Genomic DNA, 25755 nt, shown 5'->3' on the forward strand with positions numbered 1-25755 from the left:
GGAGTGCGCCATGTCGCCTCGTTCGCGATTCAACGGCCCGGCCCGCCAGCGCGGGGCGATCGGCTTGATGGCGGCGGCCACCCTCAGTCTGGCGGTGGTGATGATGTTGCTGGTGGTCGACACCGGCCGCTTGTACATGGAACAACGCAAGTTGCAGCGGGTGGTCGACAACGCCGCCCTCGAAGCCGTCAGCCGTGGCGGCAATTGCCTGCCGGGCCTGAGCGCTGCCAGTTACGTCGGGCAAAGCGCCGTGCGCAATGGCTACATAGTCGATGCCGGCAACTCCCTCGCCACCACGTGCGGCACCCTGGTCACTCCAGCCTCCGGCCTGCGCACGTTCGCAGTGGATGCCACGCAAGCGGCAGCGGTCAAAGTCGTCGCCAGTCGCACGGTGACCACCAGTTTTGCCGGTGGCGTACAGGCCTTGTTCAGCGGCACCCCGGTCAGTCTCAACACCACGCTCAATGCCTCGGCGGTGGCCGCCAAACCGCAGCCGACGGTGGCCCAACTGAATATACGCAGCACCTTGGCCAGCATTGATACGGCGCAGTCGAACATCCTCAATCCGCTGTTTTCCGGATTATTGGGCGGTAACGTCAACCTCACGGCTCTGGGCTGGGATGGCCTGCTGAACACCGACATCAACTTGCTCAAATACCTTGATCAACTGGCGATCAATCTCAACGTCGCGGCGGGCAACTACACGCAATTACTCAACACTCAGGCCACGGTGACGCAACTGATTCAGGCGGCGGCAACGGTGGTGCAGCTCAATGGCGCGACCGCGCAGGTGATCACCGCACTGGGCCAATTGCAGGTGGCCGCGATCAACGCGGCGCCGGTCAAACTGGGTGACATCCTGCAATTGCAGACCGGCACCACGGCGGCAGGGCTGGACGCCAATCTGCAACTGCTGCAACTGATTCAGGGCGTGGTGCAACTGGCCAACAGCAAGAGTGCGGTGGCGGCGACATTGCCGATCAGCGTGCTGGGGCTGGCGAATGTCACGGTGCGGGTGAAAGTGATCGAGCCGCCGCAGTTCTCTGCGATTGGCGACCCGGCGCGGGCGAAGGCCAATCCCGACCCGCATGCGCCAGATCGGATTTATGTGCGCACGGCGCAGGTTCGCACGATGTTGTCGGTGAGTTTGCCGGTGCTGTCCGGGGTCACGGGGCTGGCCAATGCGGTGTTGGGATTGGTCGGTACCTTGACCCCGACGCTTAACGCACTGCTGAGCCTGAATCTGGTGGACACACTCAACTCGCTTGGCTGTTTGTTGGGGGCCGGTTGCGAGCAGCTTGATCCGAAACTGCTGCCGTCGCCGCAAATCGATATCGCTCTGGATGCCGGTGGGGCACAAAGCTATGTCACGGATTACAGCTGCCCGACCGGCAATACCGGCAGTAAAAGTCTGACCGCCACAACCGTCACCTCCATCGCCGATCTCAAGCTGGGAAAAATCGACCCGAGCAGTGCATTTTCCTCGTCTGCCCCGCCCGCGGTCGCACCATTGCCACTGGTCGATCTTGGTATCGTGACGTGCCACAAGATTCTAGGCATCGGCAGTTGTGACCCTGCCACCCATGTTCAATACGGCGCAGGCGGCATCGCGATCAAACTCGACACCAGCGTCGCGCAGAATACCCAGAACCTGGTGTTCTCCAGCAGCACACCATTCGCCACCCCGGCCAATCTCAAACTGCCGCCGAGCATCTTGCCGGCGGTGCCGACCAACAATATCGTCGGCAGTCTGTCGAGCACCCTCGCGGGGATCAATCTGATTGTCTACAAACCGCAGGGCAGCAATCCATTGGGTGCCGTCGTCACTGGCGTTGCCTCTTTGATCAGCGATGTCACCAGCAAATTGCTGCCGGTGGTGACCAACCTGATCAGCCCGTTGCTCGATCCGCTGCTGAACAACCTGCTCAAAGGCCTGGGCATCAACCTGATGGACGTCGACGTCGGCGCCAATATGACTTGCGGCCAGACCGGCAAGGCCTATCTGGTGATCTAGGCGTCTACGGCAACCGGCAACTCGATGCAGAACCGCGCGCCTTGCGCCGAATTGCGCACGCTCAACTGGCCGCCCATGTTGTCGATGATGCCGTAGCTCACCGACAGCCCCAGCCCGGTGCCGATGCCGATCGGTTTGGTGGTGAAAAACGGCTCGAAGATCCGCTCCAGCAGACGCGGATCAATGCCGCCGCCGTTGTCCTCGACCCACAACCGCACGCTCTGTTCATCGCGTTCGGCATAGATCGAAATCCACGGTTTGAAGGATGAATCCTTCTCGCGCTTGCTCAGCAAGGCGTCGCGCGCGTTGACCATCAGGTTGATCAGCACCTGCTCAAGCTGATCGACGTAGCCGCGCACCTGAACCTCGAACCCGGTCTCGCTGATGCGCAGATCCACACCTTTGCCGCGCATGCCTTCGGCCAGCAACGACAGCGTGCCTTCAATGGCCGAGGCCGGGTTGAACAGTTGCTGTTCGATCTCCGAACGCCGGCCAAACACGCGCATGTGATCGACCACTTTCGCGGCGCGCTGCACCTGCGCGTCGATGCGGTTGAGCTTGTCGGTCAGGTAATCGATCTGTACATCACCATTGCCCAGACGCTTGAGCACATTGACGATGGCCATGCGCATCACGTTCAGCGGCTGATTGATCTCGTGGGCCAGGCCGGTGGCCATTTCGCCGAGTGTGGCCATTTTCGCGCTTTGTGTGAGCTGTTGTTGCGAGCGGCGCACCTCGGTGTTGTCGCGGCCCACTGCTTGCACTTCGATCAGTTGGCCGTGTTCATCGAACACGCCGCGATCGGACCACACCCACCAGGCGTGTTCGCGGCCGGGCAGTTGCAGGCTGATTTCTGCGGTGCTCACCGGCTGCTCCGCCGTCAGTGAAGCGAGGCGCTGGATGAACGCGGCGCGTTGCTCGTCGGACATCCAACTGCCCAGATCGACCCCCGGCAACTCTTCCGGCGTGCATTCCAGATAGGTCGCCAGCGGCCGGTTGCCGAAAGTCAGAGTCAGGTCCGGGCGGTAGCGACAGATCATCGCCGGCGAGTCCTCCACCAGGATCCGGTAGCGCTCCTCGCTCTTTTTCACCTGCTCGGCCGCCAGGGTCGCTTCGGTGACGTCCAGCCACAACCCGACCGCTTCCACCGGCAGGCCAAGGTCGTTGCGCAGCAGCCTGGCTTCATCGAGCAGCCAGTGATATTCGCCATGCCGGTCGCGCAGCCGATAACGCGCGCGCACTGAGCCTTCACGCAGCAACTGGCGGCTGCGGGCGAAATACAGGTCGCGATCGTCAGGGTGGATCATCTCGATCAGTGCACTGTTGCCGCAGTCCGCAAGACTCCAGCCCAGCAGCGGTTGCAGGCTGGCACTGAAGAACGCCGGGATCAGCGCGCCTTCGTGATACTGCTGGACGTAAATCACCGCCGGCGAACTGGCGATCAGGTTGTCGAGCCGTGCATGCGCGGCGGCGGCTCGTTGCTGCTGGTTCTGGATGTCGCTGATGTCGAGCATGAAACCGACTCGCCGGCGATGCTCGCCGCTGCCAATCACTTGGCCTTGCACGCGATACCACGTTGGCGCCTGCGCGGGATCGCCATTGCGCAGGCGCACCGACAGCGTCAGGGCTTCGCCATGTTGCTGCAAGGCCTGTAGACGGCTGCGCAACTCGTCGCGGTCGGCGGGATGGATCTGTGCCAGCCAGTCTTCCAGCGCCAGTCCGTCATTGTTCAGTTGCAGGGACGCAGCCAACGCAGGCGCCAGTTGAATGTTGTCGTCACCGCCGAGGATTTCCCACCAGCCTGCACCCAACAGGGTTTGCAGCGCTTCGATGCGCTCCAGTTGCCGGTGATGCTGCTGTTCGCGCAGGCGCCCGAGCAACGGCCCGGCCAGCGCGGCGAGCAGCGCCATCCAGTCACGTTCGGTCAGGTACGGCGCGGCGCTGTCCACGGGATAAAACCCGCAGAGCAGCCAAGCCACCACACCGCGTTCATCGCTATACGGCACCGCGAAACCTTCGGCATTGCCAAACAGAGCCTGCACCCGTGAATGTTCATCGAGGCCATGGTGCGCGCCGACACGCTGCGGCGCAGCGCCGTTGAGGCTGTCCAGCGGCGTGCCGAGACGCTGATCGTCATGCCACAAAGTCGGCGCATCGTGGGCGCGATACTGGCGATAAATCTGCCAGCCCTGCGTCTCATCATCGAGCAAGGCCAACGCCAGACAAGGGATGTGCCAGTGCTGGGCAATCACCTGCAGTTGTTCGCTGACGATCACCGGCAAACGCAGCGGGCTGCACGCGCGCAACTGTTCGCTGATCTGCCCGGCAATCAATTGGCAGGCGTCACGCTGGCGCGATTGCTGGCGTTCGAACAGCAGGTCGGCGATATCGATCAACTGCATCAACCAGCCTTCGCCCTGCGGTTGCACCCAGCCACGCAAGTGCAAGGGCTGCTCGCCCAATCCCGAAAAGTCGAGATCGAGCAGTAGCCCTTGCCACTCCCTCGGCCGACCTTCGATGGTCAATGTGCTGTGGGGCAACAGATAGGCGCTCAGTGGCAAGGGTTGCTGGTGCGGTTTGTGCTGCGCCAGCAGATGGCGCAACGGGCCGGCCATTTGCAGCACGCCAGCGTCGTCGTTCAGGTACAGGTGCAAGCCTGTTGCGGGTGAGCCTAGTGGGTCGGGCAACTCGTGGGCGGCGGGCGGCGTGCGTTTGAGCAAGCGCCCGAAGAGCTTGTCCCCCGACGTCAAAATTGCAGACTCGATTTGGCGGTCAGGTAGGTGGGCAGATTGGGCACTGTGCCAACGACCGGAAGCACCAGAAACGGCATGACCTGATTCAACTTGCTGACCGGATAATCCACGCGCACCGTCAGCAGGCCTGATGCGCTGTATTGGCTGCTGGTATCAACGCCGATCACCAGGTTGAAGACCGGCGGAATCCAGGACAATTGCTGGGTCAGCGTGGCGTTCGCGGTGTTGAGCACGACTGTTGAATAGTTGGGTGTGTTGGGATCGACCGCGACACTGCGACGTACCGCTTCGGACGTGGCCTGGTTGAACGATTGCATCATCACCAAGGGCAGGCTGTAGCTGACCAGACCGTAAAATACGGCGAAAAAGATGATGAACACCAAGGCGAACTCGATCGCCACCGCACCTTTTTGCGACTTCCGAAAGCCGGTTTTCATGAGTGCGTCTACCCTGACTGTCACTGCGTAGTATCAGCATAGAATCATTCAGAAAAAACGGACGGTTTTTACCGGATGCACAGTTTTATCCTCCTGATCTGGCTCGTGCTGTGCGCGGCGCAAGACGCCCGCCAGCGCCGCATTGCCAATGCGCTGACCCTCGGCGTCGCCGCGCTGGCGCTGATCTGGCTGTTGTGCACCGGCAGCACCTGGCTGGGCGCGGAAGCGGGGCAGGGCGGTTGGGCCTGCCTGATTGCGCTGGCACTGACCCTGCCGGGTTTTTTCATGGGCCGCATGGGCGCCGGCGATGTGAAATTAATGACAGCTCTGGGGCTTGCGACGGACGGTCTGTTCATTCTTGGGGTATTTATTGGCGCTGGGCTCGCCAGCGTGGTCTGGATGCTGCTGGCGCCAAGAGTCTGGCTTCATATGAGTCAAGGGCTTAGAGATCGTCTGCAATATCTGGGGCCAACTATGTCAAAAAAGCTGCCATTTGCACCGTTTGTGCTGCTTGGGACGGTGCTTGTTCTGCTTTGGATCCATTAGTCGCCAAGCGCCACTAGTCCTATGTACATAGTCGGAAAGTACGTCTACTTTCAAAGGAACTGGTTATACAGCCAAAGGCTGGCAGTACAGGAATGGTCAGCTTTGGCCTGGGACATGGAGTAGCACGTGAACAAGCTTACGTCTGCGGTAAAAGTCCTCGTGGTCGACGATCAGCCGTTGATTGTGGAGGAGTTGTGCGAGTTTCTTGAAAGCAGCGGTTATCGCTGTGTGCCGTGTGAGTCCAGTCAGCAGGCGATCGAGCGTTTCAGTGAGGACGCGGAAATCGGTCTGGTGCTGAGTGATCTGCACATGCCGGACATGGATGGCATTCAGTTGATCCAGGCATTGCAGCGGCTGGCGGGCAAGCATCGGGCTTTTGAGGCGATCATGCTCACCGGGCGTGCCGACAAGCAGGACGTGATCAAGGCGTTGCGTGCCGGGATTGCCGATTATTATCAGAAACCGATTGATCTGGATGAGTTGCTGGAAGGTGTGCGGCGTCAGGAGGTGGCTCTGCAGGAGCGGCAGAAGAATCTGCAGCTGGGGCATTTGAATCAGAAGTTGCAGTATTTGTCTGAGTCGATTGATGACCTGTACCAGGATCTGGACAAGGTGCGGCGCAATCCTGCGGCGGTGACTCGCGATGTGTCGGGTGGTGAGCCTGGCGAGGCTGAGGCGCAGGAGATGCCGGCGATTTTCAATCAGTTGTCACCGCGACAGCTGGATGTGGCGCGGTTGGTGGGCAAGGGGCAGACCAATTATCAGATTGCCTGTGAGTTGGGGATTACCGAGAACACGGTGAAGCTTTATGTTTCGCAGGTGTTGCGGTTGACGCATATGCATAATCGGACGCAGTTGGCTTTGGCCTTGTCGCCGAGTGCTTCTGCTTCTCGGCAGCGGGTTACGGCGCATTGACTTGGCGGCCTTTGGGCCGACCAGGTTGTGGGTGGTTTGGGTGAATATCCGTTGTTGCGGGTGTTGCCGCTGGCGGTTCCGCTCTTACAGCGGGTCACTTTTGGCAAACGCCCCAAAAGTAACCAAAAGGTCTGCGCCCTGACGTTCGGCCCGCTCGCTAGGGCTCGGGGTTCCTTCGCTCCGGGATCGATCCGGGGGCATCGCTTCCGGTTTGCTTCGCTGCACCTCCTTTCGATGTGTTCGACTTCGTCGAACGGCGCTGCGCGCCTACCCCCGGATCAATCCCTCCACTCAGCCTGCCGACGGGCTCCAAGATCAAAAGCAGGCGAGCTGACACTCGGCCTATTGAGTGGTGAAGAGCGGGTGTTCGGCTTTAGTTTTGTGGTGGGTTTGCCCCTCATCGGAACGCCGCCCGCCCAACCCTCTCCCTAGGGAGAGGGAGCTGATCTGGTGCTTTTCAGAATCTGAGTTCGACGCGGTATTTCACGTCGGCGTACCTCTACCAAACACCCCGGTCAGTCCCCTCTCCCTCTGGGAGAGGGCTAGGGTGAGGGTTGGCTTTTGGCTGTTTAAATTTGTTGCAGATAACAGGAACCTTCCCACACTGTTTTCAGGTTGTCCGTCGGACGTGCGCTCTCTAGTCTCTGGCTGTCGCTGAACACTCAGCGATCGGGTGTGAGAACCCGGCAATTTATGGTCATCAAGTCTTTGTGCACGCATAATCGCCGCCAGCTTGTCTGCTGTCTGCAATGTGTCATGGCGGCTGTTTGCGGGCAGACTTCGGTCTGGCCGGGTGTCCATAACCGGTATTCTCACCCTGCATACAGCTGCCACCTTTTGCCCCGTGAGAATGGCAGTGGGTGGTGGCAGAGACTTTGGAGTTGTTTCAATGGACAAACTGATCCCCGACCCACCCACCGAATCCACCACCCCGCTCGAAGAAGCCATCCGCGCCGACAACCTCGAAAAAAACCGCGAAGCCATCAAACGCGCTCTCGATTTCTACCTCTGTCCCGAACCTGCAAAACCCCGCCAGCCCAGCACGATGTTTCTCATCTATCCGAAAATCGATACCGAAAGCCTGCTCGCCCATGCCTGCGAATCCCTGGCCTCGGCCAACACGCTGGCCGGTAACTTTGCTGGCGGTAAACCGGGCATTGGATCGGGTGGACCCGCAGGCCTGATCCGGCAGGCACACCGCGTCATCGTTCTTCGCGAGCAGGCTCGTTCCCACAGATGGGGTGCATTTCAAAAGGTGGGAGCGAGCCTGCTCGCGAAAGCGCTCACAAGGTCACCACATCACTAATTCCTGGTCTCGATCTTCCCACCCGCATCCGGATCATAAAAATCCGGGATCTCATATTTGTACTTCTTCAACCAGCGCTGCATCGCCAGATCCCGTTCGGTCGTGGTCGCTGTTTGTGGCTTGGGCGAGGCGGCTTTGTTGCGGCTTTGCAGGACCAGCCAGCCTTCGGTTTCCTGTTGTTGCGCCGAGGCGGGGCCGGCGTCGATGGCGGTAGCGCTGAGGGGCAGGCTGAGGAGGGTCAGGTAGCACAGGCCTTTAAGGGGGTTCATGGCTGTCTCCTTATTTGAGCGATGACGGCAACGGGTCAGCGACGGCGGCCACTTGATTGCTGGTGGCCGGTTTGGTCTTGACCGGGGCTTTGAGTTTTTCTGCGCGCTCCTGGGCTTCGGTGAATTGTTCCGGAGTCAGTTTGGCGCGGCTGACGATTTCGGCGGCTTGTGGCCAGTCGTTCTGGTACAGCAGCAGGGTGACCATGTTCAGGGTTGCCAGTTGGTTGTTCTGCTTGAGTTCGATGGCGGTAAGGAACTCGAAGCGGGCGTCGTTGAGGCGTAGCTGGTTGAGGTAGACCACGCCGAGATCGTTGCGGATTTTTTCGTCGGTGGGGGCCAGGCGGGCGGCGCGTTGCAGGTGGGCCTGGGCCTGGCCGTTGTCGCCGCGGGCGGCGTAGAGTTGGCCGAGGCCGTGTTCGGCTTCGGCGGTCAGGCAGCCGCCGAGCAGGCCGCGGTACAACGGCTCGGCTTCGCTGCGGCCGAGCAGGCGGTAGACCTTGGCTTTGCGCAGGCGCACTTCGCTGATGTTGTCCGGCAGGCTTTGCAGGTTGGCGAGGCTGGCGTGCAGTTTGCCGTCGTTGGCCAGGTCGTCCGCGAGGTTCAGGGCCAGTTCCTGCTCCTGGGTCATTTTGCTGCAACTGCTCGGTGACAGCAGCGCCGTCCACGGTGCCTGGCCGTCGGTGGCGCAACCGCCGAGCATCAATAGACTTGCCATGACTATCAGTACTTTCATCAAACGCTCTCCATGAGCAAGGTCAGTTGGCGAATGCCCGGGCTATCGCGGTGAAGCCCGGGCCGGCGAGGACGATCAGCAGTGCCGGAAACAGAAACAGCATCATCACCACCGACATCTTCGCGGACATTTTCGAGATGTATTCCTGCAAGCGCGTCAGGCGGCGGTCATCCAGCAGTTGCTTGAGCGCCAGCAGCGATTTCATCGCGCCGCCGCCCTGTTGAATCAGTTGCTGGAGAATCACGCAGGTGTCGCTGAACTCATCGACGGCGAGCATCACCGCCGCTTTGTTCAACTCCTGGCCAAGTTCCAGACCGGAGTCGACACGGGTCAGGATCAGGCGCAATTCGCTGGTCAGTTCCGGCAGCAGTTTTTGCGCCTCAATGCTGAGCACACGCAGGGCCTGTTCGACGGCCATGCCGGATTCGAAGAGGATGCGCAGCAGCGGAATGAACGTCGACACCTCCACGGCGATGGTTTTCTGCCGACGTGCCGCCGCGTAGGCCAGCAAGCGTTTGGGCAGCAGATAACCGCCGCCGGTAGCGAGCATCGGCACGATCCAGCGGTTGCTGGCCTGGGGGAAAAACACTTCTTGCAGAAAGATCGCCAGGCCCAGTGTCAGCAGCGGCGTGCCGATCTGGCAGGCCGCGAATAGCGCTCGTTCGTTGGCGCGGCGCCAGCCGATGCGGTTGAGCAGGGTCTGGGTTTCGCTGTCGATGCTCACCGAGCGTTGGCCGAACTTGCTGCTGCCCAGTACGCGCAACCAGCTGCCGAAGCGATTCTCGCGCACCAGATGCCCTTGCAAGCGCTGATTGACCTGACGCACCCGACGCCGTTCGGTCAGCAAGTGATTGACCACCAGCAGCAGGGAACCGAGCAGCAACATCAGAGCCGCGAGCCAGACCATGTCAGACGCTCCGTAACATGCGCCACAGCGCCAGGCTGCCGAACACTTGCAACACGGCAGCGCTGATCAGCATGTGCTGGCCGCTCGCGTCGTTCCACATCCCGAGCATGTAGCCAGGATTGGTCAGCATGAAGTAACTCACCAGCAGAAGCGGCAACGAGCCGAGCACCCAGGCGGTCATCCGCGTTTCGCCGGTGAGCGCACGCAGTTGCCGCGCGCCCTGGTCGCGTTCGCGGATCAGTTTGATCAGGTTCTCCAGCAGCTCGCTGGCGTTGCCGCCGTAGCGATGATTGACCTTGAGGCCGAGGGCGAACATGCGCAGTTCGTCTTGTTCATACAGTTCGGCAAAGTCGCTGACGGCGTCCGGCAAGTTCACGCCCAATTGCACGTTGCGCTGGACCCGGCCCATGGCTTTTTTCAGTGGGTCTTCACTGGCTTCGATGCCGCCCATGACCGCGTCACTTAGGGTGCGCCCTGACTTCAGGCTGCGCACGGTGTGATCAAGCAACTGCGGCAGTTGCTCGATCATGCGTTTGACCCGGCGCTGGTAGAGCACGGCGATGTACAGCCGCAGCGCCAGTGGCGGAACGAAGATCATCAGCAGCAGCCCGATCCAGTCGGCGAGAAAATAACCCAGCGCCATCGCCAGCGCCCACAGACTCAGCCACAGGCCGAAACGCTCGGTCGGGCGGCCCAGTCCGGCACGCAGAAACATCCGCTCCAGTCCGACCCACACAGGTTTTTCTGGCGCCAGTTGCGGCTGTCCGGCGGCGAGACGGTTGAGCACTTTTTCCGTTGCGGTCTTGCGCAGGCCTTGCAGGAACAGACGGATCGACAGCCCCAGCAGCGTCAGGCAGATAACAATGAGAATGATCGGTCCCAGCATGCTCGGTGCTCCTTGCCGTCAGCCCAGATGCGCTTCGTGGCGCAGCTTGTCGCCGGCCGGATTGACGGCTTCGCGCAGGAAGCCGAAACCGCTGCGGCGGTCGAGGCGGAACAGGGTGTTGGTGACGTAGACGTCCTCGCGAATGCCGACCACCTCCACCACTTCACTGACGCAGCGGCGCCCGTCAGGCATGCGCGTCAACTGGATGATCACGTCGAGGGCGGCGCAGATCATCTGGCGCAGGGTGCGTTCGGCGATGGAGCGGCCGGTCAGGCCGACCAGTGTTTCCAGGCGCAGCAGGGCATCCTGCGCATTGTTGGCGTGCACGGTGCTCATCGAGCCGTCGTGGCCGGTGTTCATCGCCGTGAGGACGTCGACCACTTCGACGCCGCGAATCTCGCCGAGGATGATCCGGTCGGGGCGCATCCGCAGGGCGTTGCGAATCAGGTCGCTGGCCTTCACTTCACCGTGGCCTTCGGCATTCGGCGGCCGCGTTTCCAGGCGCACCACGTGCGGGTGACCGAGCTGCAATTCGGCGACGTCTTCGATGGTCACCAGACGTTCGTGCGGGTTGATCAACTGGCTGAGAATATTCAGCAGCGTGGTTTTGCCGGTGCCGGTGCCGCCACTGATCAAGATGTTGCAGCGCTTGCCGACCGCGTCCTGAAAGAACTCGAAGATCGACAGGTCGATGGTTTGCATCGCCATCAGGTCGGTGCTCTTGAGCATGTCCTTGCGAAATTTACGGATCGACAGGCATGGACCGTCGAGGGCGATCGGCGGAATGATCGCGTTGACCCGACTGCCATCCGGCAGGCGTGCATCGACCATCGGCGAAGACTCGTCGAGGCGCCGACCGAGTGGCGCGAGGATGCGTTGCATCACGCGTTCGACGTGGTGCGCGTCGATAAACCGCAGGTCACTCTGGTGCAGCACACCGTCGCGTTCGATGAACACCCGGTGCGGGCCGTTGACCAGAATCTCGGTCACCGACTGATCGCGCAGCAACACTTCCAGTGGACCGAAACCGGTGAGCTCGTCGACGATCTCTTCGGCCAGACGCTCCATTTCGTAGCGGGAAATCGCCAGGTGCAAACGCGCGATGTATTCGGCGACTTTGTCGGTGACAAACTGCGCGAGTTGTTGGCGTGAACCTTCCAGCAGGTTTTTCCCGGACTCTTCGAGGGCGTCGATGATGTAGCGATGCAGGACCAGTTTCAGGCCTTCGTGATCGCTGTTGCCGACGCCACTGCGGGGCGCCGCGCCGAAGAGTTTTTCTGCGCTCATGAGGTGCCTCGCAAGCGGTCGAACCAGGTCACTTTCGGTTTGGCCAGGCCTTCGGAACGTTTGGCCAGACGTTCGCCGAGGGCGCGCAGGCTCTGGGTGAGTTTTTCCCGCGGGGCCAGCTCGAACAGGCTGACGCCCTGGTTTTTCGCGTTCAGGCGCACTTCGGGGGTGAGGGCCAGCGTGGCGATTACTTCCAGATTGAAGGTCTTGCCGAGGGTTTCCGAATTGGGCGCGACGTTGCTCAGGTAGCGGTCGATCAGCAGGCGTCCATGGTCGAGCTTCATGCCTTTTTCCCGCCACAGATTGAGCACGGCGAGGTTGCGTCGGCAGTTGAGCACGTTCTGGTCGGTGTACCACAGCAACTTGTCGCAGTGGCTGACAAAGGTGCGCAAGGCTTCGCTGTCGGTCTGTCCGGTGAGGTTCACAACGATGTGCTGGAAGTGCTGGCGCAAGGCGCTGAGCAACATGTACAGCTCGGCGGCGCTGGTGTTTTCCAGCGGTTCATCGTTGCTGGCGTAGGCGAGAATCCGCAGGCCGGCTTCGGCGCTGGTGAAGGCGCTGTCGATCAGCGTGGCGTCGAGCCTTCGCAAGTGGCGCAAGGCATCGCCGAAGTGAAAAGAACTCTCCAGCCCGAGCAGGGCGAGGCTGTCACCGCGCGGCAAACCGAGATCGAGCAGCAAGGTTTGCTGGCCGCTCTTTTGCACCACCATCGCCATGTGGTTGGCCAACAGTGCGCCGTCGGAACTGCTCTGCACGCCATACATGACCGTGAGCCCGCCCAGTTGCGTGTTCGGTGCCACGGGTGGCAGGCGTTTGCTCAAGCGCCGTACCAGTCCGGCGACTTCACTGGAACGCGAACCGTAGGCGACAAAATCCCGGGCGCCGGCGCGCATGGCGTTGAGCACCAACTGATTGTCCATGCCGTCGCCGAGGGCGACGATCGCCAGCATCGGTTTGGCCTCCAGCGCGCCTTCGATCAGCGCGCTTTGAGCGACCACGTGCTCACGATCAAGACCGACGAAGACCAGGCTGGCAAAGGTCACGTCGACCAGCGCCAGCAGTTCATCGAGGCTGCCGCCCCCGGCGCTGACCACCTGACCGAGCGGCGCGAGCGCGCCCTGCAGCCACTCCAGATCGGTGCTGTTGCGGGTGATGGCGAGAAAGGTCTGGCTCAGGCTCTGGCTCATTGCGATAACCCGCTGCGCTTGTCGAAGTTGCCGTTTTCAAGGAAGAACATGCGGTAGAAATTCGGATCGTAATTACGCAGTTTTTCGCCCGGTAGCGACGGCAGTTGCGCATCGGCGGCCAATGGCTGGACCAGATGCGGGGTGACGATCATCAGCAGTTCGCGTTCTTCGCGCTTGATCTGCGAGCCCTTGAAAAACGCACCCAGCACCGGGATATCGCCGAGGCCGGGAAACTTGTTCACTTGCGAGCTGTTGGTGGTGCTGATCAAGCCGCTGATGACGAAGCTCTCGCCATCGCCGAGTGACACGCTGGTGTCGGTGCGGCGGATGGTCAGAGCGGGCACGGTGGTGCCGGCGATCTGCACGGCATTGCTGAAGTCGAGTTCGCTGACTTCCGGGGCGACCTTCAAGGCGATGCGATCGCGGCCGATGATGGTTGGCGTCAGGGTCAGGCGGATACCGAATTCCTTGTATTCGATCGACACGCTGTCGCTGCCGGAACTGGGTACCGGAATCGGAATTTCACCGCCGGCCAGAAAGCTTGCGCTCTGCCCGTTCAACGCGACCAGACTCGGCCGCGCGAGGGTGTAGGCGAAGCCGCTGGTTTCCAGGGCATTGATGATCGCCATGGTCTTGCCGCCGACCCACGAGAAGTTGAACAGTGAGTTGTCCACTGGCAGACGTGGCTGCGGCACGCCATCAATCGGTGGCAGGGTGCCGGGCGAGCCGAACAGAAAGTTGCCGCGCGTGCCGATCAGTGAGGCGGTGGCTTCCTTGAGTTTGGTGCGGCTGACTTCGACGAAGCGGATATCGGTCTGCACCTGGGACGGCAGGCTCGGATCATCCGACGGCAGGCTGGTGCTCAGCGCAGCGGTGGCGGCGCCCTGCACGAACACCATGCTCTGGCGCGGTTCGCTCGAACACGACGTCCAGACCATCAGGCTGGTGGCGCCGGGCGCAACACCGGTGAGCAGAAAGGACGAGCTGCCGTTGGCGTGTACGTCAGCGATTTTCGGGTCGCCAATCGCCAGACGGGTGATCGCCACCGGCGATTGCACGTCCTGCTGAAAGCCTTCGCCGATTTCGATCACCGGCGGCATGCGCCCCAGTGCCGAACAGTTGCCGACTGCCGCCAACGCGGCGTCCATCGACAGTCCCATCAGTAACAGGGCGCGCAGCATGGGTTTGAATGTCGGCCTGAAACGACTCTGCATGCCCTTGGATCCTTGCGCAGTCATGGGTTTTGTTGGGTGATCTGATTGCCGCGAATGATTTCCACGGCAGGCCTCGGGGCCGCGCCGGAACCGCCACCGGCAGGCGCTTTCGGTCCAGCGCCCAAGGCCAGTTGGGTGAACTGGAAGAGTTGGCTGTTGGCAGTGTTCAGATGTGCCGGCGCCTGAGCTTCGCCGGCCCAGTATTTGGCCAGGCGTTGTTCTTCGCTGCTGCGTACGGCCAGACGCAAGGTGCCGACTTGCGTTGCCAGCATCAGTCGGCTGAGCAGTTGTTCCGGCACCGCCAGCACCACGGTGCGCGCGGCGATGCGGCGTTGATCCTGTTTGAGTTTTTCATCGGCGCTCAGGGCCGGCGAAGCAGGTTGGCCGTCGTTGGTCAGTCCATATTGATCGCCAACCCCGAGCACCCGCATGGCCGGGACGACGATCTGCGCGGACTGTTCCAGATTGCTGGTGTCCTGGCGCAGATACAGCAGCACATCGACGTAATCGCCGGGGATCAGTTGCCCGGCCGCGCCGATCACTTCATCGACGGCCACGGTGAGGGCACGTTCATCGCTGTGAATCATGCGTGCCAGTGAGCCGCCGGCGGTGAAGCTTTCATCGTTCAGCCAAGTGCCGGCGCTGAGGTGCCGCCAGGGTGTGCGGCCGATGGCCTGATCGACATTGCTCAAGCTGCCGGCCGGTGCACTGCGCAGTTTTTCCAACGCGACCTCGGCCGCCGTCAGCGCGGTGAAGGGCGGTACATCGTGCAGCAATACCACCACCGGTTGGCGAGTCTGGTCTTCGGCGATCGCGACAGTTTTTTCAACGGTGACGGCTGGAGCAACGGGGGCTTCGGCGACGGGTGCCGGTTGACGACTGAGCACCAGCCCCCAGTAACCGACAAAGATCGCTCCAAGCAGAAGGATGGCTGCAAGGCCCATGGTGACGCGACTGTTCATGACGGCTCTCCCTTTCCTGCTGCACTACCCACTGCACTTGCTTACGAGAGAAGTTCCCAATCCGGCAGCTATGAACATGCAACTATTTCGCTATTTCCACGCTAGCTGATCCAAGCCAAAACGCCATTAGTGACAGGAAAATAACCCACTAAAGTATGAGTCTTGGCCAATTAACAGCAGCAATCGGCAACTTCGCGATGTGATTAATCCTTTGTGATTAATCCGTTCTTACAGTTGTTGGGTGGGGCTTTGTTGACAATGCTCAAATGGCACGGTGGTTTTTACCGCAGCAGCGTGACATGGGCGCCACAGGCGCAAAGGAGTAGTCGTATGTGTCGGATGATCCTCGATTATTTGATGGCCAGAGTCCGTTTGCTGGTCAAAAACGAAGAAGCCGCGTCGGCGATCGAATATGCGATCGTGGTGGCGATGGTTGCCGTGGTCGTGGTGGCTTTCGTCACGCCGCTGGGTAACCGCGTGTTGGCTTACTTCAACAATATTCTGACCGGGCTGGGTGGCACAGCGGTAACCAGGCCCTGACTGGCGAGGAGAATGGCGATGCTCTTTGATTATTTGAAAGTGCGTGTCCGCGGCTTCTTTGCCAGTACTGAAGCCGCGTCGGCAATCGAGTATGCGATTGTCGTGGCGATGGTGGCGGTGGTGGTCATCGTGTTCGTCACCCCCGTTGGCGCCCGGGTACTGGTGATGTTCAACAATTTGCTGGTGGCACTGGGCGGCACTGCCGTGACGGCCCCCGCACCGCCGCCCTGAGTTGAATGAAACTGCTGCCTGGTTGATGCCGCGCTACACTCGGGTTCACTTTCAGTTTTCAGGGATTGCCCATGACTGCTTCCTCGCTGCCGCGCCAACAGTTGCTTCTGGTTGACGATGAAGAGGACGCGTTGCTGGAGCTGGCAGAGTTGCTGGAGGGTGAAGGGTTTACTTGCCATACGGCGACGTCGGTGAAGCTGGCGTTGCATCATCTGACGCGGTATCCGGATATCGCGTTGGTGATTACTGATTTGCGTATGCCGGAGGAGTCCGGGATGTCGTTGATCAAGCGGTTGCGTGAGCATACTTCTCGGCAGCATTTGCCGGTGATTGTGACGTCGGGGCATGCGGATATGGAGGATGTCAGCGACATGTTGCGGTTGCAGGTGCTGGATCTGTTTCGCAAGCCGATTTATCACGTCAGGTTGTTGGAGACTTTGGATAATCTGTTTCCCAAGCCTAAGGTTCAGGTTGGCTGAGGTTGAACTCGGCGGCCTTTGGGCCGACCGTGCTTTGGGTGTTTTTGGTGAATATCCGTTGCTGCGGGTGTTGTGGCTGGCGGTTTCGCCCTTACGGCGAGGCACTTTTTCCAGACGCCGAAAAAGTACCCAAAAAGGCTTGCTCCTACGTGCGGCCCACTCGCTAAAGCTCGGGGTTCCTTCGCTCCGGGATCGATCCGGGCGCAGCGCCTACGGTTTGCTTCGCTGCACCTCCTCTCGCTGTGTTTGGCTTCGCCAAACGGTCGCTTCGCTCCCACCCCCGGATCGATCCCTCCGCTCAGCCTTCCGACGTCGCCCGTGGATCAAGATCAAGAGCTGCAGCCGAGCTAACGCTCATCCTGTTGAGTGGTGAGGAGCAGAAGCGATGTGCGATTTGCGCTGCTCTTGCGTTTGTTTTTCTGTAGGAGTGAGCCTGCTCGCGATTGCGGACTGACAGTTGGTCGGTTTCCTTGAATATTTGACGTCATTTCTTTGACTTTTTGATGGTGTCAAAGTGATGGCTCGTGTACATTCCCCGCGCCCGAGCCAGGACACCTGGCGGGCCGGTAGGGATGCCTGAATGAATACGTGAACCCTGCTGAAACTGTTTTTCATGTTTTGGAAGGGAATCTCGTTTGAATACTTCTTGTCTGCGCCGCTCTTTGCTGGCGCTTTCTGTGGCGGCTGCCGTTGTTCAGGCTCCGGGTGTCGGCGCTGTCACGCTCAATTACGATCTGGGCACGGGGCCATTGGTCAGCGTCAAGCAGACGTACGATTTTCTGAATCTCGTGGGCACGGCGAATGTTGTGGAAAGCTCTTCGTCGGCGATGACCAGCGCGGCGCGGTTCACCGGTTTGTCGGTCAATAGCGAAATCGTCAACAAGGCCAGGATCACCATCGATGGCGCCACCCACGGTGTCGGGATCGACATAGCGCCAGCGGCGGGCGTGTCGTGGGCGCAGCTCGGCTACAACTTCAGCAACGAGGGTTCGGTCACGGTCAATGGCCTGGCTGCCAGCGGTGAATCGACGGGTATCGCGCTGAAGGACACTCCGGTTCGTGGCACCTTCATGAACTCAGGTCCAATCACGGTGAGCGGCAATAACGCCACCGGGGTTGCGCTGGTCGACACTTCTTTTGGCCGCGGTGTGATCAACTCCGGCCCCATCGTCGTCAGCGGCACCAACGCCCGTGGCCTTTATCTGGAAAACACCGCACTGTCCGCCGCCGTCGTGAGCCGGTCGACGCTCAGGGCCACCGGCAGTGGCGCCGAAGCTTTGGTGTTGAACGGGGTGCAGCTTGTGTCTGCATCGAATGCGAGCCAATACGGTCTCTACAACTACGGCAACGTATACGGGGAGAGCATCGGCATTCATGTGTACAACCAGCCCGCAGGACAAGGTCCGCTCAACATTGTTCAGTCATACGGCATGATCGAGGGCGGTACGGCGGCCATTCAAGTGGACGATGGCCTGAGTTACTTTTACTGGAATAACGGCGATGTCAAAGGCGACTTGCTGGGCCTTTCCGGGGTGTCGATTGATGGCGAGGTCAACTTCGATGGCGCGACGATCAAGTCCGGTTACGTCACGGTACAAGAAGGCACGCTGACCCTGGCGCGGGCACATACCACGATCGTCGGCGATCTGGACATGGAAGAAGCGGACTCGGTGATTGCGATGTCGATCGGCAATGACACCGACATCAACCGGGCGATTCTGACCGTCACCGGCACCACCGAGATCGCGCCGGGCGGCCATGTGCAATTGCAGGCACGCTCCAGCGATTTTCGCACCGCCGCTGGTGGCAACCGCTACACGTTGATCCGTTCGGGCAATCTGATCGGCGGCGAAAACCTTACGGTCGAGTCGTCTTCGGCGTTGCTGGAGGTCAAAAGCTTCGGCGTGGAAGGCAACGACGTCAAGGCGCTGGTCAGCACCAAGTCGCAAGATGTGTTGACGCAAAACACCCTCGATGCGGGTGGCACCCGAAATGCTGCTTCTGCGCTGGTCGGACTGTCGGCCTCGCTGATGTCACGTCTTGGTGAACAGGATCCGGTGTTCCAGGCGTTCGCCAATGCCAGCACCGACACGCAACTGGCGCGGCTGGCCGAGACGCTCAGCCCGGACGTCAGCCGTGGTGTCCTGCACGCCGCCACCAACAGCCAGACGCTGGTCTCGGGCGTGATCAACGACCGCGCCAATCGCGCACGTACGGCCACCGGCAGCCTGGAAAAAGGCGTCTGGCTGCAAGCCCTCAACAGCGATGCCGATCAGGATGCCCGTCGCGGTGTCGCTGGTTATGACGCCGACAGCCACGGGATTGCCGTAGGCGCCGACGGCCAGTTGAACGCCGACACATCGATCGGTCTGGCTTACAGCTACCTCGACAGCGATGTGAAATCCGATATCGGCAGCAAAACCAAAGTGACCGGTCATGCGCTGACCGCTTACGGCAATTGGATGCACGACAACTGGTTCGTGGACGCTTCGCTGATGTATGGCTGGAACGACAACGAATCCAAACGCTACATCGCCGGCACCCGCGCCAAAGGCGATTACGACAGCGATGTATTCGGCGTCAGCGCCTTGGCCGGTTATACCCTGCGCCTGACCCCGGGTGTGGTGCTGGAGCCGCAGGTCGGTGTGCGTTACGCCAACGTCGGCATGGATTCATATCGCGAGAAGGGCAGTTCGGCCTCGCTGAATGTCGGCAGTCAGCGTTATGAAGTCGGTGAAATGGGTGTGGGCGCGCGCCTCGCTGCAGCGTTTGCAGTGGGCACCGGCAGTCTTGAACCGGAAGCGAAACTCATGGCCTGGCACGACTTCATCGGCGACAAGGTCGGCACGACGTCTTCGTTTGTACTGGGCGGCGATTCGTTCACCAGCCGGGGCACCACGCCGGTGCGCGACAGTTACGAACTGGGTCTGGGCGCCAATTATCGGATGGGCGCGTGGAGCGTCGGTGGCTCGTACGACTACGTAACGGCCAGCGGGTTTGATTCCGACGGCTTTACCGCGAAGGTGCGTTACGCGTTCTGATCCGCATCACGTAAAACCTGTGGGAGCGAGCCAGCTCCCACAGTTGTTTTGACTCAGGGCTGGCGTGCAATCTCGGCCCTACAACTGATAACTGAAGCTGATGCTGTACCGAGGCTTGCGATTGAACGTATCCAGTGCTTCATCCGACATCGCCTTCGCTGCCTCCAGCGCAATGTTGTAGTACTTGGCATCGCCAAACCGCAGGCCGATCGCCGCCGATGACAGATTGTTGGCCCGCACCGGCAATTCGTTGAACCAGCTGCGCGAGCGATCGAGCACGACATACGGTTGCAGGATGCGCACCCAGTTGCCGTCGCGGTTGAAACTGTAGTTGACCTCGTAAGCCACGCCCCAGCCCTTGTCGCCGGACGCTTGATCGTCGGGATAACCGCGACCGAAATTCTGCCCGCCGAACACCGCGCGCTCGCTGTCGGGCAGGCTGTCGTCGCTCCAGTAAAGTGCGGCCGACAGCACGCCTTGCCAGTTGTCGAGGAACTTGTCGCTCTGCACGCCGGACAGGCGCAGGCGGAAGAAGTCGAGGTCGATGGCGTCGTTGTTGGTTTTCGCACCCATGCTGTCCAGGCCCTGGTACACACCGCCGCTGAGGATCCGCAGTTGTCGGGCATCAGCCTTGCGCCAGTCACTCTCGAAGGCGAGGGCGCGGATGTCGGTGCGCTCTTCGACGCTCAGTGGGTAGCCGATCACGTTGTAGCGGGTCTTGTCGTTGACTGCGTAGAGCCTTGAGCCGGCCGTCAGCAGTTCGTTGGAAGCGGCAATCAGCGGCAACGTGAGGCCGATCGAGTAGCGATCGTTTTCGCGGTGCGGTTTGAGTTGCAGGCCATTGTCGAGCACGACATTGGTGCCGGGGTCCGCTCGGTAGCGTGAAGCGGACAAGGCCAGTTGCGCACCCTCGTCATTGAGAAACTGGCTGTAGTCGAGGCGGTAGTAATGTTCGTGATCGTCACCGGGCGGAAACAGGCCGCTGAGGGTCAGTTGCTCGCCCATCGAGGTTTGCGAGTTGCTGCTGACACCGAGCAAGGCCTGGGTGCCGTTGCGGTTGTCTTCGGTGGTGCTCAGGGTGCTGGTGAACGGTTTGCGGCTGGCCTGGGCGATCAGCGTGGTCGCGCCATCGGTGGTGCCCGGTGGTGGCACCTGGGCCTGAATCGTCACGCCGGGGATGCGTGTCATCAGCGTGGTGTAGCGCTCGAAGGTCTTGCGGGTCAGCGGCCGTTCGGCCTGGATTTTCGCCGCCAGTTTGTCGAGCAGGGCTTTGACCCGACCCACATCGCCCTGAATCTGGATATCCCGCACGTAGCCTTCCACCAGCACGACACGCGCTACGCCGTCATTGAAGTTTTGCTGCGGCAAGAACGCGTAGGACAGCAGATAACCGTCCTGCTGATAGCGACGAGTGATGCTGCGCGTGGCTTCGATCAGGTCGGCGAGCGTGGCTTGCCGGCCGATCAGGGGCTTATAGATTTCAGCGAGTTCGTTAAGCGGGTAGAGGGTTCCGCCTTCGATCTGCACGGTTTGCAGATTGATTTTGGTGTCCATCAGCAGTGGCTGCGCGGCGGCTGCACCGGCGTCCGGCACTTGCACCGGTGTGGCACTCGGTCGATAGGCGTCGGCCGGCAGGTTGGGCACAGGCAGATTGCGGATGGTTTCGTTGCTGTTGAGAAAGCTGGGCAGGGTGTCGGCGAGGGCGGCGGAACTGAGACTGAGGAACAGCAGGGATGCCATTACGCGCATAGGACACTCCATGGTCAGATCACAGCACTTGGCTGAATTCTCCTAAGAAAAAAGGCGGAAGACTCGTGGGAATCTTCCGCCCTCAACCAAGCGTAGGCGCTGTAGGTGAGGCCGTCGAATCGGCCAGGTGCAATTTAGCGTGTGTTGCCTCCCAGGGCGCCGGTCAGACCGCCGAGTACGCCGCCCAGACTGCCTCCGGTGGTGCCCCCGCTGGTACCGCCGTTGACCAGTCCGCCGACAGCGGCAACGGTGCCGCCGACGTTAGTGACCAGACCACCGACCGCGGTGGTGACCGGGTTGTTGGTGGCGGCAATGCTGCCGCCGATACTGCTGACCGCACCGCCCACCTGGCCAGTGAGACCTGCAACGGGAGAGCCGATACCGGTAGCCGCGCCGAGTTGCTGAGTCACGTTGGTAACGCCACTGGTGACCGGATTCAGACTAGTGCCCAAGGTGGCGCCAACTGTGGCCAGCGGTGAGGTAGTTGCGGTGATCGGGGTGCCGGATCCGCCGAGTACAGTGTTAAGCGAAGCCACCGTGTTGCCAGCCGCTGCGAGGACGTTGCCAGGCGCTGCGAGAGTGCCGTTGCCAGCCGCCAGACCTGAGCCGACATTGACCACCGCGCCGCCAACCGTTTGCAGCAGGCCAGTGCCACCGAGGCCACCGCCCACGCCGCCAGTGCCTGAACCGGTGCCGTTGGACACCAGACCACCGGCCTTGGCAACTGCGGTGCCGGTATCGCTCAACGCGCCGCCAAGTGTATTGGTCAAGGCGTTGCCGTTACCCGCATCGGTAACATTGCCGCCCAGTGTGTTCACCGCGCCACCGACTTGCGCCACCACGCCTTTGAGCGGGTCGCCGAGACCGGTCGCATCGCCGACTTTGTCAGTGGTGCTTTCAACCATCGCAATCACCGGCACCAGGCTACTGCCGAGTTTGTTCGTCAGTTGACTGGTCGGGCCGCTGGTCAGCGTGGTGTCGAGGGTATTGCCGAGCATGGTGACTTTCTCGCCGACCCCATCAAGCAGCGGTGCGACTTTGGTGACCACACCGCCCACCACTGGCACGCTGCTGGTGGTAGTGGACAGCTTGGCGCTGAGGTCGGAGACGCCGTTGCCGACATCCGTCACTACACCGCCAACCGAAGCAACGGTGGTGGTCAGGCCATTGGGATCGGTGGCCAGTTTGCCAACGCCATCGGTGATGCCATCACCCAAGGTGCTGACAACATTGCCTGCGGTGTTGGCCGCACTCTGCACCACGCCACCGACCACAGGCACGGTGCTCAGGGAATCGCCGATCTGGCCAACGCCATCGCCGACGCCAGCGACGGTTGTACCGACATCCTGCACCAACGTGGTGGTTACCAGCGGTGTAGTGGTTGGATTGGTCGGGTTGGTTGGATCAGTCGGATTAGTCGGGTTGGTCGGATCGGTACCACCGGTTCCGCCAGTACCGCCCGTGCCACCGGTTCCGCCAGTGCCGCCAGTGCCGCCAGTGCCTGCAGTATCACCGGTGCCACCCGTGCCACCCGTACCGTCAGTACCCGATGTGCCGCCAGTCCCTGCGGTGCCATCCGCCGCCGAACTGCCGGAACTGCTCTTGTGACCGCCACCGCCGCTGCTGCAACCAGCGAGGCCAAGAGAGAGCATCAATGCGATAACAATTGCTGATTTGCACCACACGTTTTGAGTTTTCATGATGGAGATTCCTTGCACCTGTCACAACGTACGTTGTCTTCGATGGCTCGCCGGTCTGTCGCCGGAGATGCCTTCGCCCGTTGTGCTCAATCTCAGTCCCGGGGCAGGTTTCACACCATTCTCAAGTTGGTATTAACGCCTTTATATAGAGGGTGAAGTTCAGCGCCTAAGAACTAATACCCACGATATAGCCGCACAAAAAAAGGCCTTGATAATCAAGGCCCGGGTTTTTTCAGTGGAAGGGGGAAGGACGGCGAAAACTTAAGTTATATACATACAATTAACGGTGTACCGCGTGCTCAGGCAATGGGTTGCCACTGCCCGACCATGTGTTCCAGGTCTTGTGCACCGATCAGCCGCAACTCACCACTGGACCCCGCCGCACTCGCCAATAAGGTCACCTCACTGGGCAGGCGTACCGGTTTGCGAAAGTGCACGGCGATCTCGAGGTTGGCCTTGGGCAAATGATCGCTCAGTGCCGCGAGTGTGCGTGCCTTGTTCCACAGACCATGGGCGATCGCTGTCGGAAAGCCGAACAACCTGGCACTCGCCGCACTCAAGTGAATCGGGTTGTAGTCTCCGGAGACTTTGGCGTATTGCCGCCCGATATCGGCCGGGGCTTTCCAGCGCGCCACCTCCACCAGCGATTGCGAGGGTTCCCAGTCTTGTTCGACAGCTTCGCCCTCAAGCTTCACGCCGCGACAGAGCATCTGGCTTTCGGCTTCCCACAACGGCCCGAGCTGATCATCCAGCGTGGTCAGCAGATCGAACGTTGCACCTTTGGGATGCGCTTGCAGATTTGTCACGCGCACGCTCACTTGCGCCCGACCGATGCCGCCCATCGGGCGCAACACGCGAATGCGGTTGCTCAGATGAATCAACCCCAGCAGCGGAAACGGAAACCCCTTGGCGGTGAGCAATTGCATCTGCAAGGCGAAGGCGAGGATGTGCGGATAGGTCGGTGGCAGCAGGCCGTCATCGACAAAACCGCAGACCTTGCGATAAGCAGCCAGGCGCTTGCCATCGACATCGACCCAACAGCGCAAACCACTGTCGGGCAACCGGGTGCCGGTGATTTTCCGTCGCGTCGCCGCCCGCGCGTACAGCCCGGGCAGACTCGGTTCGCGATCCAGCGTGTGCCATTCGATGCTCATTGCCTAAGCCCCCAGAACACTTTGTCCACAGACCCGCAGCGCCTGCCCGGTGAACGCGCCGGTGCCCGGTTGCGCCAGCCACGCGACCGCTTCGGCAACGTCCTGCGGCAAGCCGCCCTGGCCCAGCGAACTCATGCGCCGCCCGGCCTCGCGCAGACCGAACGGGATGTGTGCGGTCATCTGCGTTTCGATAAAACCGGGAGCGACGGCGTTGATGCTGATGCCACGTTCCAGCAACGTCGGAGCCCAGGCTTGCGCCAGCCCGATCAAACCGGCCTTGCTCGCGGCGTAGTTGGTTTGCCCGCGATTGCCGGCGATGCCGCTGATCGAGGCCAGCAGAATCACCCGCGCGTTGTCGAGCAACGTGCCGCTGTCGAGCAGGGCTTTGGTCAACACTTGCGGGGCATTGAGGTTGACCGCCAGCACCGCGTCCCAGAACTCCGGCGTCATGTTGGCCAGGGTTTTGTCGCGGGTGATGCCGGCGTTGTGCACCAGAATGTCGAGGCCGTCGGGCAGCTGTTCGATCAGTTGCGTGGCGGCGTCTTCGGCGCAGATATCGAGGGTGATGGCGCGCCCGCCGAGGCGCGCGGCGAGGGCTTCAAGATCAGTCTTGGCCGGTGGTACATCGAGCAGGATCACGTCGGCGCCATCGCGGGCCAGCGTTTCGGCAATGGACGCGCCGATGCCACGCGCAGCCCCGGTGACCAACGCCTTGCGCCCGGCCAGCGGGCGTGTCCAGTCAGTCACTGGCGTCGCGCAAGCCGTCAGACGAATCACTTGCCCAGAGACGAAGGCACTTTTCGGCGAAAGGAAAAACCGCAGCGGACCTTCCAGTTGATCTTCCGCGCCGTCGCCGACGTAGATCAATTGCAGCGTGCCGCCGCTGCGCAGTTCTTTGGCCAGCGAACGGGAAAACCCTTCCAGCGCTCGTTGCGCACTGGCGGCAAACGGATCACTCAGGGTTTCCGGGGCACGACCGAGAATCACCAGGTGCGCGCTGTGCTCAAGGTTTTTCATCAGCGGCTGGAAGAACTCGCGCAGCTGTTTGAGCTGGTCGGTGTGCAGCAATTCGCTGGCGTCGAACACCACGGCTTTGAGTTTCGGCCCGTGACCGGGAATCCATTCGGTGGCACTCGCCGGTTGTTCGCCGTAGCGGTAGATGCCGTCGGTCAAACGGTTGGCGAAGGCACTGATGCGCTCGGCCAGCGGCCCGCCGCCGATCAGCAGCGCACCTTCCACCGGCCGCAGGCGCCCGGCCTGCCAGCGTTCCAGTCGCACCGGCGACGGCAGACCCAGCGCCCCGACCAGACGATGGCCGATGGACGAGTTGGCGAAGTCGATATAGCGGTCAGACATGGAACGCTCTCCAGAAGTTGGGGTTCAAAGTGTGGACTGTCGATGGCAATCAATCGTTCGATCCACGCAATAAGGCCTACGCTAGACAC

22 protein-coding genes are annotated in these 25755 nt (G+C 61.1%); 8 read left to right on the forward strand and 14 right to left on the reverse strand.

Translation table 11 applies throughout. From position 1 onward, the window contains the following. The first annotated feature begins 10 nt into the window (after positions 1-10). The gene (locus PspS49_RS03285; protein WP_160038086.1) at positions 11-2014 is read left to right on the forward strand and encodes a pilus assembly protein TadG-related protein; all 2004 of its coding nucleotides are present in this window, start codon (positions 11-13) and stop codon (positions 2012-2014) included. Here the strand turns inward: PspS49_RS03285 and PspS49_RS03290 are convergent. Both PspS49_RS03290 and PspS49_RS03295 read right to left on the reverse strand, forming a co-directional pair. After that, positions 2011-4764 carry a PAS domain-containing sensor histidine kinase gene (locus tag PspS49_RS03290; RefSeq protein ID WP_160038088.1) on the reverse strand — a complete coding sequence of 918 codons (2754 nt, stop codon included), beginning with the start codon at positions 4762-4764 and terminating at the stop codon, positions 2011-2013. The two genes, PspS49_RS03285 and PspS49_RS03290, sit on opposite strands and share 4 nt — an antisense overlap. Beyond that, on the reverse strand, positions 4761-5204 hold the full coding sequence (locus PspS49_RS03295) for a TadE/TadG family type IV pilus assembly protein (protein WP_102901622.1): 444 nt from the start codon (positions 5202-5204) through the stop codon (positions 4761-4763). The genes PspS49_RS03290 and PspS49_RS03295 overlap by 4 nt, the downstream gene beginning before the upstream one ends. Positions 5205-5279: 75 nt before the next feature. Between PspS49_RS03295 and PspS49_RS03300 the strand changes: the two genes are divergently transcribed. The 3 genes from PspS49_RS03300 (at position 5280) to PspS49_RS29755 (ending at position 7971) form a co-directional block, all read left to right on the forward strand. Then, positions 5280-5750, forward strand: a complete 471-nt coding sequence (locus PspS49_RS03300) for a prepilin peptidase (RefSeq protein ID WP_160038090.1) — start codon at positions 5280-5282, stop codon at positions 5748-5750. Positions 5751-5876: 126 nt separating this feature from the next. Beyond that, positions 5877-6665, forward strand: coding sequence for a response regulator transcription factor (locus PspS49_RS03305; protein ID WP_127925694.1), 789 nt, complete (start codon positions 5877-5879; stop codon positions 6663-6665). 889 nt (positions 6666-7554) lie between these two features. Further along, on the forward strand, positions 7555-7971 hold the full coding sequence (locus tag PspS49_RS29755; RefSeq protein ID WP_238786325.1) for a hypothetical protein: 417 nt from the start codon (positions 7555-7557) through the stop codon (positions 7969-7971). Here the strand turns inward: PspS49_RS29755 and PspS49_RS03315 are convergent. Genes PspS49_RS03315 through cpaB form a run of 8 tightly spaced genes read right to left on the reverse strand, consistent with a single transcriptional unit; the run spans position 7968 to position 15416 of the window. Continuing rightward, complete coding sequence (locus PspS49_RS03315) at positions 7968-8240, reverse strand: DUF3613 domain-containing protein (protein WP_150775104.1); 273 nt, start codon at positions 8238-8240, stop codon at positions 7968-7970. The two genes, PspS49_RS29755 and PspS49_RS03315, sit on opposite strands and share 4 nt — an antisense overlap. 10 nt (positions 8241-8250) lie before the next feature. Then, entirely contained in the window at positions 8251-8973 is a 723-nt protein-coding gene (locus PspS49_RS03320; protein ID WP_127925697.1) for a tetratricopeptide repeat protein, read from the reverse strand. 22 nt (positions 8974-8995) lie between these two features. Beyond that, complete coding sequence (locus tag PspS49_RS03325; RefSeq protein ID WP_127925698.1) at positions 8996-9880, reverse strand: type II secretion system F family protein; 885 nt, start codon at positions 9878-9880, stop codon at positions 8996-8998. A 1-nt stretch (position 9881) separates the two neighbouring features. Then, complete coding sequence (locus PspS49_RS03330; RefSeq protein ID WP_160038092.1) at positions 9882-10766, reverse strand: type II secretion system F family protein; 885 nt, start codon at positions 10764-10766, stop codon at positions 9882-9884. Between the two features lie 18 nt (positions 10767-10784). Beyond that, on the reverse strand, positions 10785-12053 hold the full coding sequence (locus PspS49_RS03335; RefSeq protein WP_127925700.1) for a CpaF family protein: 1269 nt from the start codon (positions 12051-12053) through the stop codon (positions 10785-10787). Next, complete coding sequence (locus PspS49_RS03340; protein ID WP_127925701.1) at positions 12050-13240, reverse strand: pilus assembly protein; 1191 nt, start codon at positions 13238-13240, stop codon at positions 12050-12052. Before PspS49_RS03340 ends, PspS49_RS03335 begins: the two co-directional genes overlap by 4 nt. Beyond that, positions 13237-14454: a type II and III secretion system protein family protein gene (locus PspS49_RS03345; RefSeq protein WP_127925702.1), complete on the reverse strand. Its 1218-nt coding sequence runs from the start codon at positions 14452-14454 to the stop codon at positions 13237-13239. The genes PspS49_RS03340 and PspS49_RS03345 overlap by 4 nt, the downstream gene beginning before the upstream one ends. A 20-nt stretch (positions 14455-14474) precedes the next feature. Next, entirely contained in the window at positions 14475-15416 is a 942-nt protein-coding gene (gene cpaB / locus PspS49_RS03350; protein WP_160038094.1) for a Flp pilus assembly protein CpaB, read from the reverse strand. 339 nt (positions 15417-15755) lie between these two features. On the opposite strand from cpaB, the gene PspS49_RS03355 reads away from it, so the two are divergent. The 4 genes from PspS49_RS03355 (at position 15756) to PspS49_RS03370 (ending at position 19707) form a co-directional block, all read left to right on the forward strand. Continuing rightward, positions 15756-15956, forward strand: coding sequence for a Flp family type IVb pilin (locus PspS49_RS03355; protein ID WP_042705039.1), 201 nt, complete (start codon positions 15756-15758; stop codon positions 15954-15956). 18 nt (positions 15957-15974) lie between these two features. Further along, positions 15975-16187, forward strand: coding sequence for a Flp family type IVb pilin (locus PspS49_RS03360; RefSeq protein ID WP_150750022.1), 213 nt, complete (start codon positions 15975-15977; stop codon positions 16185-16187). Positions 16188-16258: 71 nt separating this feature from the next. Further along, positions 16259-16666: a response regulator gene (locus PspS49_RS03365; protein ID WP_127925706.1), complete on the forward strand. Its 408-nt coding sequence runs from the start codon at positions 16259-16261 to the stop codon at positions 16664-16666. Between the two features lie 635 nt (positions 16667-17301). After that, the gene (locus PspS49_RS03370; protein WP_160038096.1) at positions 17302-19707 is read left to right on the forward strand and encodes an autotransporter outer membrane beta-barrel domain-containing protein; all 2406 of its coding nucleotides are present in this window, start codon (positions 17302-17304) and stop codon (positions 19705-19707) included. A gap of 78 nt (positions 19708-19785) precedes the next feature. Here the strand turns inward: PspS49_RS03370 and PspS49_RS03375 are convergent, their stop codons facing one another. From PspS49_RS03375 to PspS49_RS03390, 4 genes are all read right to left on the reverse strand, one after another. Beyond that, positions 19786-21456, reverse strand: a complete 1671-nt coding sequence (locus tag PspS49_RS03375) for a POTRA domain-containing protein (protein ID WP_160038098.1) — start codon at positions 21454-21456, stop codon at positions 19786-19788. Positions 21457-21590: 134 nt separating this feature from the next. Next, the gene (locus PspS49_RS03380) at positions 21591-23156 is read right to left on the reverse strand and encodes a collagen-like triple helix repeat-containing protein (protein WP_160038100.1); all 1566 of its coding nucleotides are present in this window, start codon (positions 23154-23156) and stop codon (positions 21591-21593) included. Positions 23157-23455: 299 nt separating this feature from the next. Next, positions 23456-24310 (reverse strand): MaoC/PaaZ C-terminal domain-containing protein, encoded by an 855-nt coding sequence (locus PspS49_RS03385; RefSeq protein ID WP_160038102.1) that lies wholly within the window; start codon positions 24308-24310, stop codon positions 23456-23458. A 3-nt stretch (positions 24311-24313) separates the two neighbouring features. Continuing rightward, entirely contained in the window at positions 24314-25666 is a 1353-nt protein-coding gene (locus PspS49_RS03390) for a 3-oxoacyl-ACP reductase (RefSeq protein ID WP_127925711.1), read from the reverse strand. Between the last annotated feature and the right edge of the window lie 89 nt (positions 25667-25755).

Source organism: Pseudomonas sp. S49 (assembly GCF_009866785.1).
In the GTDB taxonomy this organism is placed as follows: Bacteria; Pseudomonadota; Gammaproteobacteria; order Pseudomonadales; family Pseudomonadaceae; genus Aquipseudomonas.

What these genes read in the sequence shown, in the direction of transcription:
- PspS49_RS03285 (WP_160038086.1), top strand. Translation starts at nt 11, where the DNA reads ATGTCGCCTCGTTCGCGATTCAACGGCCCGGCCCGCCAGCGCGGGGCG.
- PspS49_RS03295 (WP_102901622.1), bottom strand. Translation starts at nt 5,204, where the DNA reads ATGAAAACCGGCTTTCGGAAGTCGCAAAAAGGTGCGGTGGCGATCGAG.
- PspS49_RS03300 (WP_160038090.1), top strand. Translation starts at nt 5,280, where the DNA reads ATGCACAGTTTTATCCTCCTGATCTGGCTCGTGCTGTGCGCGGCGCAA.
- PspS49_RS29755 (WP_238786325.1), top strand. Translation starts at nt 7,555, where the DNA reads ATGGACAAACTGATCCCCGACCCACCCACCGAATCCACCACCCCGCTC.
- PspS49_RS03315 (WP_150775104.1), bottom strand. Translation starts at nt 8,240, where the DNA reads ATGAACCCCCTTAAAGGCCTGTGCTACCTGACCCTCCTCAGCCTGCCC.
- PspS49_RS03320 (WP_127925697.1), bottom strand. Translation starts at nt 8,973, where the DNA reads ATGAAAGTACTGATAGTCATGGCAAGTCTATTGATGCTCGGCGGTTGC.
- PspS49_RS03325 (WP_127925698.1), bottom strand. Translation starts at nt 9,880, where the DNA reads ATGGTCTGGCTCGCGGCTCTGATGTTGCTGCTCGGTTCCCTGCTGCTG.
- PspS49_RS03330 (WP_160038092.1), bottom strand. Translation starts at nt 10,766, where the DNA reads ATGCTGGGACCGATCATTCTCATTGTTATCTGCCTGACGCTGCTGGGG.
- PspS49_RS03335 (WP_127925700.1), bottom strand. Translation starts at nt 12,053, where the DNA reads ATGAGCGCAGAAAAACTCTTCGGCGCGGCGCCCCGCAGTGGCGTCGGC.
- PspS49_RS03340 (WP_127925701.1), bottom strand. Translation starts at nt 13,240, where the DNA reads ATGAGCCAGAGCCTGAGCCAGACCTTTCTCGCCATCACCCGCAACAGC.
- PspS49_RS03345 (WP_127925702.1), bottom strand. Translation starts at nt 14,454, where the DNA reads ATGCAGAGTCGTTTCAGGCCGACATTCAAACCCATGCTGCGCGCCCTG.
- cpaB (WP_160038094.1), bottom strand. Translation starts at nt 15,416, where the DNA reads ATGAACAGTCGCGTCACCATGGGCCTTGCAGCCATCCTTCTGCTTGGA.
- PspS49_RS03355 (WP_042705039.1), top strand. Translation starts at nt 15,756, where the DNA reads ATGATCCTCGATTATTTGATGGCCAGAGTCCGTTTGCTGGTCAAAAAC.
- PspS49_RS03360 (WP_150750022.1), top strand. Translation starts at nt 15,975, where the DNA reads ATGCTCTTTGATTATTTGAAAGTGCGTGTCCGCGGCTTCTTTGCCAGT.
- PspS49_RS03365 (WP_127925706.1), top strand. Translation starts at nt 16,259, where the DNA reads ATGACTGCTTCCTCGCTGCCGCGCCAACAGTTGCTTCTGGTTGACGAT.
- PspS49_RS03375 (WP_160038098.1), bottom strand. Translation starts at nt 21,456, where the DNA reads ATGCGCGTAATGGCATCCCTGCTGTTCCTCAGTCTCAGTTCCGCCGCC.
- PspS49_RS03380 (WP_160038100.1), bottom strand. Translation starts at nt 23,156, where the DNA reads ATGAAAACTCAAAACGTGTGGTGCAAATCAGCAATTGTTATCGCATTG.
- PspS49_RS03385 (WP_160038102.1), bottom strand. Translation starts at nt 24,310, where the DNA reads ATGAGCATCGAATGGCACACGCTGGATCGCGAACCGAGTCTGCCCGGG.
- PspS49_RS03390 (WP_127925711.1), bottom strand. Translation starts at nt 25,666, where the DNA reads ATGTCTGACCGCTATATCGACTTCGCCAACTCGTCCATCGGCCATCGT.